Here is a 16970-nt window from a genome sequence, read left to right as displayed (position 1 = left end):
TTTTGGAAGATTTATGAATTTAATTGATAATGCTGCTGTCTCAGCGCATTTGTCTCATGTGCGTATTGTCATGGTGAATACTACCCTGCCTGCGAATATCGGTAGCGCACTTAGAGCAATGAAAACCATGGGGCTTTCAAAATTGGTTTTAGTTGCACCTAAAACTTATCCTCATCCTGATATTGATGCACTTGCAGCCGGTGCAACCGATTTAATTGATCAAATTCAGATTGTAGAAACGCTTGAAGAAGCCATCGCAGATTGTCATTTAGTCTTTGGTACAAGTGCTCGTAGCCGAACTATTCCATGGCCTTTATTAGATGCTCGACCTGCTGCTGATAAATCGATGCAAGCGGTGATCAAAGAACAACAAGAAATTGCCGTAATATTTGGGCGTGAAGATCGCGGATTAACCAATGAAGAGTTGGCCTTGGCGAATTACCATGTGACCATCCCTGTGAATACAGACTATGGGGTACTCAATGTCGCTCAAGCCATTCAAATTATTTGCTATGAAATGCGAATGGCGACCACGGCTCTCATGGAACAAGTTGAAGATCCTCAAGCAGTTATGAAAGTGACTGATGAAGATTCTATGCATTGGGATGAGCCGTTGGTAACACATCAACAGATGGAACAATTTTATCCTCATTTTGAAAAAATGTTGCACGAAATCGAGTTTTTAGACCCAGAAAACCCACGATTATTGCCTTTACGCTTGCGTCGCTTATTCGGACGTATACAATTAGATCGTATGGAGTACCATCTTCTTAGAGGTATTTTCAGTCGTGTTCAGGCATTGAACAATGGCACATGGAAAAAGTCAGATTCTAAAGAGAAATCAAAAGATGCTTAAACAGCTTAAAGAAGATATTCAAGCTGTGTTCGCCCGCGATCCTGCGGCGCGCAACACATTTGAAGTTTTAACCACTTATCCTGGAATTCACGCACTGATTATGCATCGTGTTGCGCATGAGCTTTGGAAAAAAGAGTGTAAAACTTCTGCCCGCATGCTGTCTTCTTTTAGTCGTTTCGCAACTGGTATCGAAATTCACCCAGGTGCCAAAATTGGCAAACGTTTTTTTATAGATCACGGTATGGGTGTGGTCATTGGGGAAACAGCTGAAATTGGTGATGATGTGACGCTCTATCATGGCGTGACATTAGGTGGCACCACTTGGAATAAAGGCAAACGTCACCCAACTTTAGAAGATGGTGTAGTCGTTGGCGCAGGTGCGAAAATTTTGGGACCATTCACCGTGCATAAGAATGCGAAAGTAGGCTCAAATGCTGTGGTCACTAAAGAAGTCCCTGAAGGTGCTACTGCCGTAGGTAACCCAGCGCGATTTATTATCAAAAATCAGCAAAAAGATTTGGACAAAGAATCTGAACGACGCAATTATGCAGAAAGCATCGGTTTTCAGCCTTATGCGACAACCCAAGATCAATCAGATCCTATGTTAGAAGGTATGCGGGTACTGTTGGATCGTATACAGCACAATGAAAAGCGCATGAACACTCTATGTCAGCGACTTTCATTACTTGATCCAACATTTAATAACGCTCAAAGTAATGGACAACCATTTAGCGCTGAAGAGTTAAAAATCATTGACGAAGTTCGTCGTGAGTGCGAAGCTCAAACTGCACAATCAAAAGCTTAATGTATAAGTTTGACTAAGTTAGGTGAATCTGAGTTGCATGTTGTTTCGACTTTTCATAGACTCAGATACAACCTGAACTAGAATTTAAAAACATAATATTGGAAGAAAATATGACGATTAAGCCCCTCATTGCCACCATGATCGCTGTTTCATTATTGAGTGCTTGTAGCTCTCCAGCAGTAAAAAAACAATCTAAAACAAACGATCCAATCGTCTTTTCTGAGCCTGATTTAAGTGCGCCATTTTATGCATTAAATCCTTTTAATTATAGCCAACCACCAGTATTCGAGCTTGAACTAAAAAAAGCTGCTGCTGCACCACTTCAAAAACTTGAGGTGACTGATCCTAATAATCCAAACAGAAAGATGATCCTCGACCAAAACAAATTAATCGTACCGACTGTGAATAGTTCACAACGTGCGATGAAATACACGGTTTTAGCGGGTCAAAATGAAATCGATATTACAGAAATTGATGACTTCCTCCAGATGGTTGAAGGTAAAGCACGTCACTATCCTCCTCGCTTTACAGATCGTCAAGAACGTCGCGGTTTTGAAGCTAAATTACGTGAAGTTTCAGCTCAACTAGATACTTTAGCAGCGAAAGATAACGCGTCATTCGATATCCTAATTCGTGCATTTAAAGCAAGTATATTGGGTCGTAACCTCGATCTTGGTTCTGCTTATACCACTAAATCATTAAAATATGCACAACAAATCCTGAAGATCAACAAAGAAGATGCTGAAGCGAACTTCTGGTTTGGTTTCTCTTTGTCTGAAGGTGGTGGTCAAAAAGAAGCTATTCCATATATCGATAAGGCCATCAAAGCAGGTGTTCAAGAAGCTTATCTCGTAGCTGTTAATAACTACCTCGCATTGAATCAAAAGAAAAATGCAATCACAACTTTAAAAAATTACAAAGTGAAATATCCTGAAGAAACTGAAGTTGCTGACCGCTTAATTCAAGAAATTGAGAAACAAGGTCGTTACAATGTTTGGCAGATTTTAAACAATCCAGCGAAATCATAATCTTATTTCATAAAAAAATAGACTGATCATTCAGTCTATTTTTTTTGAGCTTATTTTTATATCCAAAAAAATAACGTATGCTCAGCGTTAATGATTCATGCTGACAGTTGAAAATATGTTTATGATGAACAATAAATACATTGGCGCCCTACTGATCGCAACACCACTATTTATGACAGGTTGCCAAGTCGTCAGTGTAAAAAATCAAGCGCTTAATGTCTCGATCGCGAATGAACGAGATAGCATATTAACGCGTAAAAAAATGAGTGAAGCGAGTCTGAATGTTCTCTCAATGACAGGCAGTGAGGCTGAAAGTTGTTCTAATGATCCCGATAAATGTGTATCTGATCTAAAAAAAATTAAACAAATTCAAGATGAACAACTTTATTCAACTGCAAGTGAAGCATATTTGACACGGGCATTAGCCCTCAGTAATTCTTCAGCTTGTAATACCAGTTTAATTAATAAATATCAGTCAGAAGAAAAGAAAAAAATTCATCAAGAAAACTATAGTCAATGTCTTGACCAACAGTTAGCAATGCTTGATAAAAGTATTCGTTATAGTTATGCCTATCTATTCAAGACAAAACGCCAACCAAGCGACCGTATTTTCGATAATAGACAAGTTCAAATACGAGATTTCTACAATCAAGCCTTGGCGAAAATGGTGATGACCTATGGTATGCGCTATACGGGTGAAAAAGTTCCCAAACAAATAAAAATTGGTGAAAGCATTTATACCATCAACTATGACCATTACCCTCAGATTGCTAATCAAAAATTAGATAGCCTGCTTTCAAGCTACAATCTCAATTTTAGTGGCTTGCGTTCGATTAACCGTCGAGATGGTTTCGGTGCGGAATTTGTCGCAACGCTTCCAGCGCCAGAGCGAAATAGCGATTCGGGTAAATATATTGTAGATCCATTAAATCACGCTTATAAAAATGGTCGTAATCCTAACATTCATCCACCACGTTATCTTTCAGTCACGATGACCGCTGAGCCTGCGCGTCAAACTAATGTAGAGGATATTCTGAATGACCCGCATTTCACCCTGAATATTTATGATCCTTATGGATTAGATCAATTAAAAGTAGGTGGAAAAGTTTATCCCTTAGCTGCGAATTATTCTGCACCTTATGGTTTGTGGCTTGCCGAAAATAACTTAGGTGCTGCTGCATATTTGAGTTTGATTGATCGTGACAATACAATCACAATGCCTCATCTCTTTATGCTCGAACCCTATAATCCAAACAAAAAAATTATTGTTTTGGTGCATGGACTTGCAAGCAGTCCAGAAGCTTGGATTGCATTAACCAATGACATTATGGGTGATAATGTTCTAAGAGAGCATTATCAAGTTTGGCAAGTATTTTACTCAACCAATATGCCAATTTTAGAAAGTCGCTTTCAGGTGAATGCGATCATTCAACAAGCATTTAATTCACTTGATCAATCTACGGCGTCAGCTAAAGATGCAGTTCTGATTGGACATAGTATGGGTGGTATTATTTCAAGATTATTGGTGAGCCAAGCTGATTTAACACAACCTGCATTGTCTCAATTAAAAAATTCTCAAATTAGCCGTTTTAAGAATGAACCTTTATTTAAAGCTCGTTTACAAATCAAACCTGTGCCACAATTTAATCGTGCTATTTTCTTAGCAGCACCGCATAGAGGCACAGATTATGCTGATCGTTGGTTTACACGAGCTGCTCGTAAAGTGATCAAATTGCCAGGTGCATTTTTGGGTGCATTTGCTGAATCGCTCTCAGATAAAGATATTAATATTAAACATTTTGTCAAAGACTTAGGTCATGGATTGATTCAAAATGGTCCGAGTGATCTGAGTCACAACTCTCCTTTCACCAAATTAACCTCACCTGTGACGCCAATTAAAGGATTTAAATTTCACTCCATCATGGGGAATGTGACTGAGAGTAAAGATCCTACTGTTATGTCAGATGGGATCGTGCCTTATCAGAGTGCGCATCTTAAAGGGGCACAATCTGAGATTATTATCAAAGGTGGTCACTCAATTCAGGAAACGCCTGAAGCTGTTTTGGAATTAAGACGACTCCTAAGACTTCATTTGACAGAGCTTGGAATTGCCAAATAACGATTTCCTTTAGCTTTTATCAGCCGATGTATCAAAGATGCATCGGCTTTTTGTTTTTATAGTCCCAAAGGACGACTTTTGAATCCCACTCATATTTTTAACTACCTTCTCTATAAAATATTTGAGAAAAAATGGATAACGATTAGAACAAACTGGATAGCCTGACTCCGTTAATCACTGTTCAATAGATTCAAAGATAAATGAAATCAAGTGATATAAGGAGTTAGACCATGGGATCTCGTAGCAGCATCGAATGGCATGATTTTATTGAAGGATGTATCGATTTTCGACCAGAGGATGGCGTCTATCGTATCGCACGTGACATGTTTACTGAACCAGAACTTTTTGATCTAGAAATGGAAATGATCTTTGAAAAGGTATGGATCTACGCGTGTCATGAAAGTGAAATTCCAAAACCAAATGACTTTGTCACTGTTCAAATTGGTCGCCAACCGCTCATCATTAACCGTGATGGTCAAGGTAATTTAAATGCAATGGTCAATGCCTGCGAGCACCGTGGTGCTACATTGACCCGAGTTGCTAAAGGTAATCAATCCACATTTACCTGCCCGTTCCATGCTTGGTGTTACAAATCGGATGGTCGCCTCGTAAAAGTTAAAGCTCCTGGTGAGTATTGTGATGACTTTGATAAATCATCACGAGGTCTAAAAAAAGCACGTATTGCAAGTTATAAAGGATTTGTCTTCGTTAGTTTAGATACAACAGCTACAGACACCTTAGAAGATTATTTAGGAGATACACGTGTTTTCCTTGATCTTATGGTTGAACAATCACCTACAGGTGAATTAGAAGTTTTACCGGGTAAATCAGCATATACCTTTGCTGGAAACTGGAAGCTACAAAATGAAAATGGTGTAGATGGCTACCACGTAAGTACTGTTCACTATAACTATGTCTCTACAGTTCAATATCGTCAGCAACTGAATGCACAAAAAGGGACTGGACCAAAGGACACACTTGATTACAGTAAATTAGGTGCTGGTGATGACACAACTGATGATGGTTGGTTCTCATTTAAAAATGGTCATAACGTTTTGTTTAGTGACATGCCTAACCCAACTGTACGTCCTGGTTACGCAACTGTGATGCCATATCTGGTTGAAAAATATGGTCAAAAACGTGCTGAATGGGCAATGCATCGTCTCAGAAACTTGAACTTATACCCAAGCCTTTTCTTTATGGATCAAATCAGTTCGCAACTTCGTATTATTCGTCCAGTTGCGTGGAATAAAACTGAAGTCATTAGCCAGTGTATTGGTGTTAAAGGTGAGTCGGCTGAAGCACGTCGTAACCGTATTCGTCAATTCGAAGATTTCTTCAACGTATCGGGCTTAGGCACACCTGACGATTTAGTCGAATTCCGTGAACAACAGCGTGGTTTCCAAGCTCGTTTAGAACGCTGGAGTGACATTTCGCGCGGTTATCACAAGTGGAATTATGGCGACAGCCCGAATGCTCAAACATTAGGGATCAAACCAGTCATCACGGGTACTGAAATCACTCAAGAAGGTTTATATGTCAATCAACACCAAGTTTGGCGCGATCTCATGTTAAAAGGCTTAAAAAATAAAGCACTTAAACTCACTGAAGATACTTCTGAACCACACGAATGCCCTGCATCACAAGCGACAACTGAGGAGGCTTAATCATGACACAAGCTCTTGTACATCAAGTTTCTCAATTTTTATATGAAAAATCTGCGCTTTGTGACAACTATGAATGGGACGCATATCTAGAACTCTATGACGAAGACAGCGAATACCACATTCCACAATGGATTAGTGACCATGAATACGTCACTGATCCAAACCAAGGGCTTTCATATATCTATTATGAAAACCGTGCTGGCCTTGAAGATCGCGTATTCCGTATAGGAACTGGTAAAGCTGCATCAGCTACGCCCCTTCCGCGTCTCATGCATGCGATTCACAACATCCGTGTAAAAACACTTGAAGACGGATTATTAGAAGTTAAAGCGGGTTGGTCGACATTCTATAACCGCCAAGGTTTAGAAGGCTATTTTTACGGTCATGTCACTTATATCCTTCGTCAACATGAAGATACTTTCCGCATTCGTAAACAGCACACCATTTTGTTGAATGACAAAATTGATTCTGTGCTCGACTTCTATCACGTTTAAGGAGTAAAAGAATGAGTCATTCTGTTGCACTCAACTTTGCAGATGGTAAAACGTTCTTTATCTCTGTGAATAATGATGAGCTTTTACTTGATGCTGCGTTCCGTCAAGGTATCACATTGCCTTTAGACTGCCGTGAAGGCGTTTGCGCAACCTGTCAAGGGCAATGTGAAAGTGGCAATTACACTCAAGATTATGTCGATGAAGAAGCATTAACCGAACGTGATCTGGCAGAGCGTAAAATTTTAGCTTGTCAAACACGAGTGCAATCGAATGCTGCATTCTATTTCGATCATGACTCAAGTTTCTGTAATGCTGGTGAAACACTTCAACTCGAAACCAAAGTGACTCACGTAGAATTAGTCTCTGAAACTACGGCAATCATTCATGTAGATGCCAGTCAACATACGCAGAAAATTGATTATTTACCGGGTCAATATGCTCGATTAAAAATTCCTGGTGCAAATGATTGGCGTTCTTATTCCTTTGCCAATTTACCCAATGAAGGTAATCAATTACAGTTTTTAATTCGCTTACTCCCGCAAGGTCTCATGAGTGACTATCTGCGAGATCGAGCAAAAGTTGGGGATACAATTTTACTCGAAGCACCTTTAGGAAGTTTTTATCTTCGCGAAGTGGAAAAGGAAAAGCCATTAGTCTTTGTCGCAGGAGGTACTGGATTGTCAGCATTTTTAGGAATGCTAGATCAAATTGTGAAACAACCTCAAATTCCACCAGTACATCTATATTATGGTGTAAACAAAGAGCAAGATTTGTGTGAACAAGAAAGGTTAAAAGCATACTCAGCTAAGATTCCACACTTTGAGTATCATCCCGTAATCGGACAACCTTCTAATGATTGGACTGGAAAAAAAGGATTTATCCACGAACATTTAGATCAATCGCAATTAAGCGAATCAGCATTCGATATGTATTTGTGTGGTCCGCCACCAATGATCGATGCTGTCAAAAATTGGTTAGCTGATCACCAGATAGACAACGGACGTGTTTACAGTGAGAAGTTTATTCAAAGTCATAGCTCAAGATAATTAAATGAGCTGATGACAATCACTAAGGACTATCGTTAATATTCTTTGCAAACGATAGTCCTTTTTTGTTCTAACGTTTGAATATATGGAAATTTTAAATGCAAAAAATAATTGTAAATGACGTTATTGATCGGGAAAAAATGTCCCCTTTACAATGGACAGTTTTCTTTCTGGGGTTTTTGGTTTTTTTCTGTGATGGATTAGACACTGGCATCTTAGGCTTTATTGCACCAGCATTGTTAGATGATTGGGGTATTTCAAAACCAGATCTAGCACCTGTGCTCAGTGCGGCCTTAGTAGGCATGTCGATCGGCGCCATTATCTCAGGACCATTATCAGATAAATTTGGACGCAAGGGTGTCATCGTAATGACGACTTTGTTGTTTTCAATTTTCACCATCATGTGTGGATTTGCTTCTAACACGCAAGAACTTATGATCTATCGTTTTATTACAGGGGTCGGACTTGGTGCGGCTATGCCGAATATCAGTACAATGGTATCCGAATACATGCCTCTAAAACGTAAAGCATTCCTGACCGGATTAGCAGGTTGCGGATTTATGTTAGGGATCTCAAGTGGCGGTGTCTTATCTGCGTTCTTATTAGAGAATCAAGGGTGGGCAAATGTCATTATTATTGGCGGTGTAATCCCACTTATTGTATTGGTATTTTTGATTACCAAGTTACCTGAATCACCTCAATACCTCATCAAACAAAATCGTCAAGAAAAAGCAAAACCAATTCTTGAGAAAATTCACGGTCAAACATTTGATCAAAGTACTGTATTTGTTCTACCTGAAGCAGAAGTATTAGATCCTAAACAAAGCCCTGTTAAAATTTTGTTTAGCAAATACTTTTGGGGTTCGGCAATGCTTTGGCTGTGTTGCTTTACCAGCCTAATGGTGTTTTATCTGTTAACCAGCTGGATGCCAACTATTCTTAAAACCGCTGGATTCACAACAGAACAGTTTAGTTTAATTGCAGCGATTTTCCCATTCGGCGGTGTAATAGGTGCATGCTTTATGGGGTGGTATATGGACAAAGTCAATCCAAATACTGTGATTAAATATTCTTATCTCGCAGCATTTGTATTGTTCTTCGTTGCAGCATTCGTAAGCCAAAGTATTGTTTTACTCGGTATTGCAATTTTCTTAATTGGCGCATTATTAGTGGGTGCTCAATCATCACTACTTCCATTAACAGCACTGTTCTACCCTTCAGTGTGCCGCGGTGTAGGTGTTTCATGGATGCATGGTATTGGTCGTATCGGTGCGATCTTAGGTGCGTTCTACGGATCACTGATTTTTACTTTTGAATTATCTCTTGCAGGTATTTTCTATGTCCTAGCAATTCCGACATTTATTTCGTTTATTGCGCTCGCATTAAAAGGACTAAAACAACCTGAATCAGCCAATACTGCAACTGCAGAGGTAACGCAGTAATCTCAACTCAGTCATTAAAAAGCCCCAATCAAGGGGCTTTTTTTTTAAACCATTATTTTAAGTGTTTCACTCGGGAGAACCCCATATTTGGCTTTGTATTCTTGAGAAAATCGTCCTAAATGTCTGAATCCCCAGTCATAAGCCAATCTCGAAATGGAAATATTTGCATTGTTCTGCAGCAAAGCATGATGAATCTGTTCAAGTCTATAGTTTTTTAAATAATCCATAGGACTCATATGCAGCGCTTGTTGAAACTCACGGTATAAAGTCGATTTTGAAGTTCCCGATATCATGACTAAATCTGATGCATCCAACTCTTGATCAGCAAAACGATGGATAAACTCTCTGACCACCATGACTGGCTTCGGAAGCTGATACTCTTGGAGCGATCTTAATTCATTGGAATAATTATTCTGCTGGGTTAAAAGCAAAGCCTTAATCAAAAAACTTTCATAATCTTGAGAAAGCAGATTTAAACCATCAAAACGCGAATAATCTTGCCTGAGCGATAAACATTGTTGAATATTATTCCACCACAATCTTAGGAAGTTATCTTCACTAAATGGCATATCTGGCTCAAAAATCACCCGCTCTTTAACAGGTTTAGAAAGCAAATTGGAAAGTACTGATTTGACACTTTCTTCAGGAATCACCACTTGAAATTTTTTACAATTACGGTGAATGATGAGTTCTTGCTGATCCTGACTAGAAACAATGATTCCATTATTACTATGTGATAAATGAGTTTCTCCATTCATACGCAATGTTTGCTGTCCATGAATAGGCAAACTGATACTGTATGCACCTAGCTGCTGAATTTGAATAGATACATCTGTGCCATAACTGATACAGCCAATTGCCATTTTTTTACTCGGCAAGCGTATACCTGAATAATGAAAATCAAGCTGATCTTTACGAGCAGTTTCTAATTGATGTGAACCACAAATAAGGCTCATTAATCGTTGAGCAACATTCAATTCACGCGATGCGTGACTAAGATCCTTATGTTGGCTGAGTGTGATCATCCTGTTCACCTAGCTATTTTGAATCATGATAAATACTATAAAACATTTTTAATAATAATGTCGAAATAAAGTCTCTTCGCTTCGACTAAATATTTAAATATATTTTTGAACACAGATTAGTAAATTAAAAAATACTAATTTGGTATCTTATATTACTTAATAGGTATTTTAATTTTTTATTATTTTTCATTAACTTATATAAAATTACAATGATAAAAAATTCGGTTTTATTTGACATTCAGCGATTATAGAGATAGATTTTTAAATAACGTCCTAAGGATAGGACTGATATAAATAAATGTAATTTTTTCAATTACCACTATAGCTATTAAATTTTAAAATTATTATTTCTGGTCTGAATATTGCTTCATTTATTTATATCGTAAATCTCATTCCATGATATCAATTTAACACTACTGTCATGGTACGGACTACTAATGAGCCAAAAGGATTCACAATGAACCAGCTTCATTCCTCTCAGCTAACTGGGCAAAATTTTAGTAATGAATCAATTTTCAACAGTCAAAACTTGGTCTTCAATCAAGCAGATTTGAGCGAAACTTGTAAAAATGTAGGGCAAATTTTTAAGCCTCATGCTCTTAAAGTGTTAAAATCAGCTAAAAATTTTAGTGCAAGCATGCATCATGTTCAAACTGGGGCTCTTTCTATCAGCCGCTTGGAATATGGCGCAGATGTATTGATCGAACCAGATCAACTTGAAAAGTTTTATCTTATTCAGATTCCTACTCGAGGCTATGCTGAAATTGAATTTGGTCAAGATAAATTTATTTCATACTCAGAAGTAGCGTCAATTATCTCACCTGACCAATCACTCAGAATGCGCTGGCGTGCTCACTCCCCTCAACTCATTCTCAAAATTTCAAAAGATGATTTTGCACATCATTGTCAGCAACATATCGTGAAATCTGAACAAAAAAATGTAATTTTTAATCCTCGACTTGATTTTACCACTCAATCTGGTGGTTATTTTCTGCAACTTTTGAGAACCATGATGGATGCACTTAAATGTGAGCATCATCCTCTCCACCACCCACTTGCATTTAAGCAGTTTGAATCAAATCTATTTAATGCGCTAATTTATGGACAACCAAATAATGCTTTTTTTAAAGCAAATTCTCATCATGAGAAAAAATTAGCGCCCTACTTTATCAAACGTGCTGAAGCATACATTCACCACCACTTACATGAACCACTCAACATAGAAGTCTTGGCGGAACAATCAGGTGTAAGTGCACGAACACTCTTTGCAGGATTCAAAAACCATTTTGGCATTACCCCTATGGCATATTTACGTGAGCTTCGTTTTGAACAAGCTCATCTTGAACTGATGAATAATGAACATGCCACGGTCACTGATGTTGCATTTAAGTGGGGCTTTACTCATTTAGGTCGTTTTTCACAAGAGTACAAACGTCGTTATGGCGAGCTGCCATCATCAACGCGTAAGATTACACAAAATTCACTCTTCTCTTAATTTTATGTCTGTCAATAAAAAAGCCTGTGAAATCACAGGCTTTTTTGATTAGAAATGATGAATGTATCGAATTTGAAATCGATCGCCTTCAGTTCTATTTTTTGCATCATGCTCAAAATATGCATTTGCGACTACATGATTTTTTGGCGAGTGACTATACATAAGTCCAGGTCCAACTGCCCACACACTTTCTTTGCGACCATCGACTTTTACACCATCAACTTTAGTATCGGTAAGCTGTTTTAAATAGTACCCACTTAAACCCAATCGAATCTGATCATGTACAGCATATTCAGATGCTAGGTTAATGTGTACTGCTTGCCCCGCTTGGATGTCATCAGCAGCACCAAAACCATAAGTTGGATCATCATTTTTAAAATTATACAAATAATGAGCGCGTGTCGAAGCTGTCCATTTCGGATTAAACCAATACGTTGCAGCCCAATATGGATTGAAGGAAAATGCATTATTACCCGGATTAATATCACGGTTTTGCTGATATTCCCCTGTTGGCAAATTTATCTGTAATTCTATTCGATGGACAAATTTTGGTCCCTGTTCACCCATGACTGGATCAAACTGGAGAAATGGACCAATCATCAAATCTCCAAATCCACTTTTAGCTTTTAAAGCTTGATTATTTAAACCATCGTCAACACTGATTTTACTTAAATAAGGGATAAGTAAATTCAGACCTAGACTTGAATGAGCAGTCGGTTTATAGGTCGACATGTAACTTAATTGCTCGACAATCACTTGATAATTTAAATCTGTTTTGGGCAATGGAAGCTTTTGTCCACTCGCATCTCTCAACTTGTCACTGTCATAATGTTGAAAATACGTTTGCGAATACCAACCAGGTCCAGCTGGTAGTCCACCATCTAGAAAACTGGTCATACCCAAATTCACAGTCGGTAAATCATAAGCAAAAACATGTGATGAATTTGCTGTAGTAAACAAGGTTAAAGCACTTAATATAATTTTATTTTTCATGTGTATTTCCCATAAAAAACCACGATTATTCATCGTGGTTTTTAAAACAATGATTAAAGGTCTGGATGGCTCGCTGCAATTTGGTAACGACCAGCATGAAATACTAAGGGCTCACCAGCAGTTTGTTGATATTTTTGAATTTCACCGATAAAAATCAAGTGATCACCACCTTCGTATTGCTGTACATTTTTACAAACAAGTGTAGCAAGTGCTTCGTTCAGTAATGGAACACCAGTATCACATTCACCATGATCAACTGTGGCAAACTTATCTTGTGCACCACGGGCAAAATGGGTAGAAAGCTGATGCTGCTCCTTCGTTAACATATGAACTGCAAAGTGCTCAGCTGCAACAAAATCGGGCAAACTTGGTGCTGTTTTCGACAAGCTCCACAACACAAGCGGTGGATCTAATGACAACGAAGAAAATGAATTGGCTGTCATACCCACTTTTCGTCCATCCGTTCCACGTGTGGTGATTACGGTAACACCTGTGGCAAACTGACCAAGAAGATTACGAATCTCGCGAGGATTACTGATGTCAATCTCTTGCAGATTAATTTTATCTAATACATCCATTTTTAACACCTCAGTTCCATCAAGCCACTTGAGAAACTTGATCTGTTTCTAATAATTCTTTCGCTGCGTTTTCGTCAAACCACCACGGTGAAAAGTTACGTGGATCATCAAAATTATTAACGATCTGAGAAGCTAAATTGTGATTTTGAGAGGCTGCACCTAGTAGCTCAACAACATGAGGTTGAGGTGGAACCAATAAACTATTTGTCCAGCTCACGACTTTTTCAGCATATGACCAATATTTCTCAAACGTTGACTCCATCCAATCTTCAGTAAACGCTTGATTACCGTGTGCTAAGATCGCATCGAAATAAACCTTGCTACACTTAGCTGCATTATTTGATCCTTGACCTGTGATTGGATCATTCACCACCAATGCATCTGCCATACCAAATATTTTTTTACCAGAAGCCAATGTCATGACGGGTTTACGTACCGTTGGTGGGAAACGTCCTGCTAAATATCCGCCATTATCCGTAAGCGTTACGTCTTGACAACGCTCATACTCCCACGGCAAATGTTCTTTCAGAATTTCTAAGCTTTTATTTAAATGCTCTTCTGGTGTTTTAACTTCAGCCCAGCTATCCATAGGACCATTAGGAATTCCTTCAAAAACCATGATGTCACATGGACCATTTACTGTAAGCGCAGGAAAACAAAAATATTCTCCCACCCCAGGAATAATATTAAAGCTCACTCTCGAGTATGGTGAAATTGGCTTCATTCCATTCACATAAGTCAAAGCCAATGCACGCTGAGGTTTGTCAAAAGTACTACGTTCTGCGTCACGTACAAACTCTTTAACCACTTCACCTTTACCCGCAGCCAATAGCACTAATTCATACTCGTCAGCCAAATGTTCTAATTCATTTAGACCGACATCTTGGAGAACAAACTTGCCTCCACGGCGCTGAAACTCTTCAAGCCAATAAGGCATCTTGACACGTTGATCAACAGATTGAGCATAACGCTCTAATCGCGCACTCCATTTAAATGCTCTTTCACCACTTGCTGGATCAACCAAAGCAAAACTAATACCTTCTACCGCTGGACAATGCTCTTCCCAAAAATTTAATCCTAAATCACGCTCAGTCTGTAACGCAGTATGGAACATACATTGACTAGACATGACTTTACCTTGACGAATCTCATCAGGAGTTTTATTCGACAAAATCGTGATGTCATATCCCTTATCAAGCAGTCCTAATCCAAGTTGAAGTCCTGACTGACCTGCACCAACAATTGCAATTTTTCTCATCTTTATTCTCCAATATTTAATTTATTCTGCTAAACGTGGTATTGCGGGTTGATTCGTTTCAGGCCCCATGACTGAATACCCACCATCTACCGCATAATCTGCGCCAGTCACAAAACTTGCAGCATCCGACAATAAGAATGTCACTACATTTGCCACTTCTGCCGGATTACCCAAACGTCCCAAGAGATGATAATCACTTGCTACAGCATCAGCTTTCGCACGATTTTGTCCACTCACTTCAGAAATCACTCTCGACCAAGTCCAACCTGGTGAAACTGAGTTGACACGGATACCATCTGGCGCAAAATCCATTGCCATCGATTTGGTCAGTTGTAAAATTGCCGCTTTAGAAACTGGATATAACCAACGTCCCGTTTGAGCACATTGCGCTGAAATCGAGGTGAAATTCACCACTGACCCTTTATTTTTTTGCAAATCTTCATATACGGCACGCGTTAGCTCAACAATAGATACCAAATTGATATCTAATGCTTTTAACCAATCTGATCGTGGTGATTTGAAACCATCATCAAGATAGGTACATGCCAAGTTCACTAAATAACTGACTTCACCTAGATGATTTCTAATGCTGTTCACCGCTTCATGAATTGCGATGTCTGAAGTTAGATCAGTTTGTATAAACATCACTTCATAAGGATGTTGCGCAGCTATGGTTTTTCCGTAGTCATCAATGTCTAAAATGGCAACTTTAGCCCCTAAATTCACGAGACTTTGAACCACAGCCTGTCCAATCAACGTTGATCCTCCACTGACAATGGCAACTTTATCTTTAATATTTAATTCCATTTTTTGCCCCATATATTTTGATTATTCGATTGGCTTACCAGCACTCGACTCCCAACTTGGCATCAAGCCATTTGAAGGAATATCTTCATCTAAAAGTTTTTTCGCTGTTTCTACACCTGCAACAGGCAATCCTTCTGGATTAAGTAATCCGATTTGGACAAGTACAGAAGCTTGATCCCAATAAATATGTTCGTGACAAAGTTTTGGACCTCTAAACTGAATGACCCCCAACATTGGAATTTCGACATATTTTCCAGTCGGTTTTATACCTGGTAATAACCAATCAATTTCAGTGTCGTGAGTGAAACTCATGATGAATTCATCCACAACCTGAGTAGATCCCACAGTTCTAGAAATTGAGGTGATTTTCATATCTTGAGGGTTTTGATGTACAAAATGATATCGATAGAATCGCGCTAACTGGCTATATCCCACACCACCTGTCAACGTTGGAATGTGATTCACATATGGTTGAGCGACCATCGTTGCCATGGTTGCTGGTACATCGCGCGTGTCGAACTCATGTCTGATATGCTCTTCCCACAATGCAACTAAGTCATAGTGAGGGCCAACCGTTTCATGTAATGCTGTTACGGTACGTTCATGGGCAAATCGCGCCGATGGTTTGTGATAATGATCGCTGTTCGGTCGTGCAAATGCGTGATCAACACCTTCATAAACATAAGCATGAATATGTTTAAATTGTGCGCATGCTTCAGTAATTTGATTTCGCGCTTCAGCTGGACAGAATTGATCAAGTTCAGCCATGTGTAGCACAAGCTTACCCTTCACATTCGAGAGTTCATCGAGCGCTTTTTCAATGCCTACACCGTAGTAAGCAACCGAACACGCTAAGTTATCAATACGGCATGCAGCCAAATATGCAAGTTTTCCACCAAGACAATATCCAACCACTGACTGACCCGTAGTCGTGTCACACGCATCTAAAGTCGTTAAAAAATCTAAACTTTCACGAATATCATTTACACCCTGATCTTCATCATATTGCTGATAAAGTTGAAAAGCTTTTTCAAAATCCTCAGGTGTATAACCTAAATCAATGTTTGGTGCAGTACGCCAAAATAGATCAGGGACTAAAACGGTATAGCCTTCCTCTGCGAGAAAGTCAGCTTTTGCTCGCATCGCTGCATTGATACCAAATATTTCATGACACAATACAATCCCAGGACCTTTCTTTGCTTCTGGGACTGCCAAATACCCTGAATAGCGATTCCCCGATTTGGTAGTGATCTCAATCGTTTGACCTGTCATTTTTTCTTCCCTAAGACATCGAATATGATCTGATCATGAAATGAAATGCGATAACAAACTGTCCAAAAGATGCGGAGACTATCCA

At 38.9% G+C, this 16970-nt stretch carries 15 protein-coding genes; 9 read left to right on the top strand and 6 right to left on the bottom strand.

All coding sequences use genetic code 11. From position 1 onward, the window contains the following. The first annotated feature begins 13 nt into the window (after positions 1 to 13). The 8 genes from AC1M9F_RS11110 (at position 14) to AC1M9F_RS11075 (ending at position 9457) form a co-directional block, all read left to right on the top strand. Positions 14 to 856: an RNA methyltransferase gene (locus tag AC1M9F_RS11110; protein ID WP_092767753.1), complete on the top strand. Its 843-nt coding sequence runs from the start codon at positions 14 to 16 to the stop codon at positions 854 to 856. Next, positions 849 to 1661, top strand: coding sequence for a serine O-acetyltransferase (cysE, locus tag AC1M9F_RS11105; RefSeq protein ID WP_035266113.1), 813 nt, complete (start codon positions 849 to 851; stop codon positions 1659 to 1661). Before AC1M9F_RS11110 ends, cysE begins: the two co-directional genes overlap by 8 nt. 110 nt (positions 1662 to 1771) lie before the next feature. Then, the gene (locus AC1M9F_RS11100) at positions 1772 to 2689 is read left to right on the top strand and encodes an ABUW_2363 family tetratricopeptide repeat lipoprotein (RefSeq protein WP_481597795.1); all 918 of its coding nucleotides are present in this window, start codon (positions 1772 to 1774) and stop codon (positions 2687 to 2689) included. Between the two features lie 115 nt (positions 2690 to 2804). Further along, on the top strand, positions 2805 to 4808 hold the full coding sequence (locus tag AC1M9F_RS11095; protein WP_481597823.1) for an esterase/lipase family protein: 2004 nt from the start codon (positions 2805 to 2807) through the stop codon (positions 4806 to 4808). Between the two features lie 230 nt (positions 4809 to 5038). Beyond that, the gene (gene antA, locus AC1M9F_RS11090) at positions 5039 to 6475 is read left to right on the top strand and encodes an anthranilate 1,2-dioxygenase large subunit (protein WP_035266117.1); all 1437 of its coding nucleotides are present in this window, start codon (positions 5039 to 5041) and stop codon (positions 6473 to 6475) included. 2 nt (positions 6476 to 6477) lie between these two features. Then, positions 6478 to 6969 carry an anthranilate 1,2-dioxygenase small subunit gene (antB, locus tag AC1M9F_RS11085; protein WP_035266119.1) on the top strand — a complete coding sequence of 164 codons (492 nt, stop codon included), beginning with the start codon at positions 6478 to 6480 and terminating at the stop codon, positions 6967 to 6969. 11 nt (positions 6970 to 6980) lie between these two features. After that, positions 6981 to 8015, top strand: a complete 1035-nt coding sequence (gene antC / locus AC1M9F_RS11080) for an anthranilate 1,2-dioxygenase electron transfer component AntC (RefSeq protein ID WP_180028207.1) — start codon at positions 6981 to 6983, stop codon at positions 8013 to 8015. Between the two features lie 98 nt (positions 8016 to 8113). Continuing rightward, positions 8114 to 9457: an MFS transporter gene (locus tag AC1M9F_RS11075; RefSeq protein ID WP_092767747.1), complete on the top strand. Its 1344-nt coding sequence runs from the start codon at positions 8114 to 8116 to the stop codon at positions 9455 to 9457. 44 nt (positions 9458 to 9501) lie between these two features. Here AC1M9F_RS11075 and AC1M9F_RS11070 read toward each other — a convergent pair whose 3' ends face one another. Further along, the gene (locus AC1M9F_RS11070; protein ID WP_481593673.1) at positions 9502 to 10482 is read right to left on the bottom strand and encodes an AraC family transcriptional regulator; all 981 of its coding nucleotides are present in this window, start codon (positions 10480 to 10482) and stop codon (positions 9502 to 9504) included. 457 nt (positions 10483 to 10939) lie between these two features. Here AC1M9F_RS11070 and AC1M9F_RS11065 point away from each other — a divergent pair, with 457 nt between their 5' ends. After that, positions 10940 to 11977 carry an AraC family transcriptional regulator gene (locus AC1M9F_RS11065; protein WP_092767742.1) on the top strand — a complete coding sequence of 346 codons (1038 nt, stop codon included), beginning with the start codon at positions 10940 to 10942 and terminating at the stop codon, positions 11975 to 11977. A gap of 48 nt (positions 11978 to 12025) precedes the next feature. On the opposite strand, the gene AC1M9F_RS11060 is transcribed toward AC1M9F_RS11065, so the two are convergent. From AC1M9F_RS11060 to AC1M9F_RS11040, 5 genes are read right to left on the bottom strand one after another with little or no spacing between them, the layout of a single operon-like run. After that, complete coding sequence (locus AC1M9F_RS11060; RefSeq protein ID WP_481592093.1) at positions 12026 to 12970, bottom strand: SphA family protein; 945 nt, start codon at positions 12968 to 12970, stop codon at positions 12026 to 12028. A gap of 53 nt (positions 12971 to 13023) precedes the next feature. Continuing rightward, entirely contained in the window at positions 13024 to 13548 is a 525-nt protein-coding gene (locus tag AC1M9F_RS11055; RefSeq protein WP_180028210.1) for a flavin reductase family protein, read from the bottom strand. A gap of 19 nt (positions 13549 to 13567) precedes the next feature. Further along, positions 13568 to 14806: a styrene monooxygenase/indole monooxygenase family protein gene (locus AC1M9F_RS11050; protein ID WP_481592092.1), complete on the bottom strand. Its 1239-nt coding sequence runs from the start codon at positions 14804 to 14806 to the stop codon at positions 13568 to 13570. Positions 14807 to 14827: 21 nt separating this feature from the next. Further along, positions 14828 to 15613 (bottom strand): SDR family oxidoreductase, encoded by a 786-nt coding sequence (locus tag AC1M9F_RS11045; RefSeq protein ID WP_481590738.1) that lies wholly within the window; start codon positions 15611 to 15613, stop codon positions 14828 to 14830. A 21-nt stretch (positions 15614 to 15634) separates the two neighbouring features. Continuing rightward, positions 15635 to 16885, bottom strand: a complete 1251-nt coding sequence (locus AC1M9F_RS11040) for a dienelactone hydrolase family protein (RefSeq protein ID WP_180028213.1) — start codon at positions 16883 to 16885, stop codon at positions 15635 to 15637. Between the last annotated feature and the right edge of the window lie 85 nt (positions 16886 to 16970).

The organism is Acinetobacter sp. ANC_7504, assembly GCF_056779995.1.
This window is presented reverse-complemented; position numbering and strand designations above follow the sequence as displayed.

Excerpts from the sequence above, each read along its gene's own strand:
- AC1M9F_RS11110 (WP_092767753.1), top strand. The coding sequence starts at position 14 with ATGAATTTAATTGATAATGCTGCTGTCTCAGCGCATTTGTCTCATGTG.
- AC1M9F_RS11060 (WP_481592093.1), bottom strand. The coding sequence starts at position 12,970 with ATGAAAAATAAAATTATATTAAGTGCTTTAACCTTGTTTACTACAGCA.
- cysE (WP_035266113.1), top strand. The coding sequence starts at position 849 with ATGCTTAAACAGCTTAAAGAAGATATTCAAGCTGTGTTCGCCCGCGAT.
- antB (WP_035266119.1), top strand. The coding sequence starts at position 6,478 with ATGACACAAGCTCTTGTACATCAAGTTTCTCAATTTTTATATGAAAAA.
- AC1M9F_RS11045 (WP_481590738.1), bottom strand. The coding sequence starts at position 15,613 with ATGGAATTAAATATTAAAGATAAAGTTGCCATTGTCAGTGGAGGATCA.
- AC1M9F_RS11100 (WP_481597795.1), top strand. The coding sequence starts at position 1,772 with ATGACGATTAAGCCCCTCATTGCCACCATGATCGCTGTTTCATTATTG.
- AC1M9F_RS11040 (WP_180028213.1), bottom strand. The coding sequence starts at position 16,885 with ATGACAGGTCAAACGATTGAGATCACTACCAAATCGGGGAATCGCTAT.
- AC1M9F_RS11075 (WP_092767747.1), top strand. The coding sequence starts at position 8,114 with ATGCAAAAAATAATTGTAAATGACGTTATTGATCGGGAAAAAATGTCC.
- AC1M9F_RS11065 (WP_092767742.1), top strand. The coding sequence starts at position 10,940 with ATGAACCAGCTTCATTCCTCTCAGCTAACTGGGCAAAATTTTAGTAAT.
- AC1M9F_RS11095 (WP_481597823.1), top strand. The coding sequence starts at position 2,805 with ATGTTTATGATGAACAATAAATACATTGGCGCCCTACTGATCGCAACA.
- antA (WP_035266117.1), top strand. The coding sequence starts at position 5,039 with ATGGGATCTCGTAGCAGCATCGAATGGCATGATTTTATTGAAGGATGT.
- antC (WP_180028207.1), top strand. The coding sequence starts at position 6,981 with ATGAGTCATTCTGTTGCACTCAACTTTGCAGATGGTAAAACGTTCTTT.
- AC1M9F_RS11070 (WP_481593673.1), bottom strand. The coding sequence starts at position 10,482 with ATGATCACACTCAGCCAACATAAGGATCTTAGTCACGCATCGCGTGAA.
- AC1M9F_RS11050 (WP_481592092.1), bottom strand. The coding sequence starts at position 14,806 with ATGAGAAAAATTGCAATTGTTGGTGCAGGTCAGTCAGGACTTCAACTT.
- AC1M9F_RS11055 (WP_180028210.1), bottom strand. The coding sequence starts at position 13,548 with ATGGATGTATTAGATAAAATTAATCTGCAAGAGATTGACATCAGTAAT.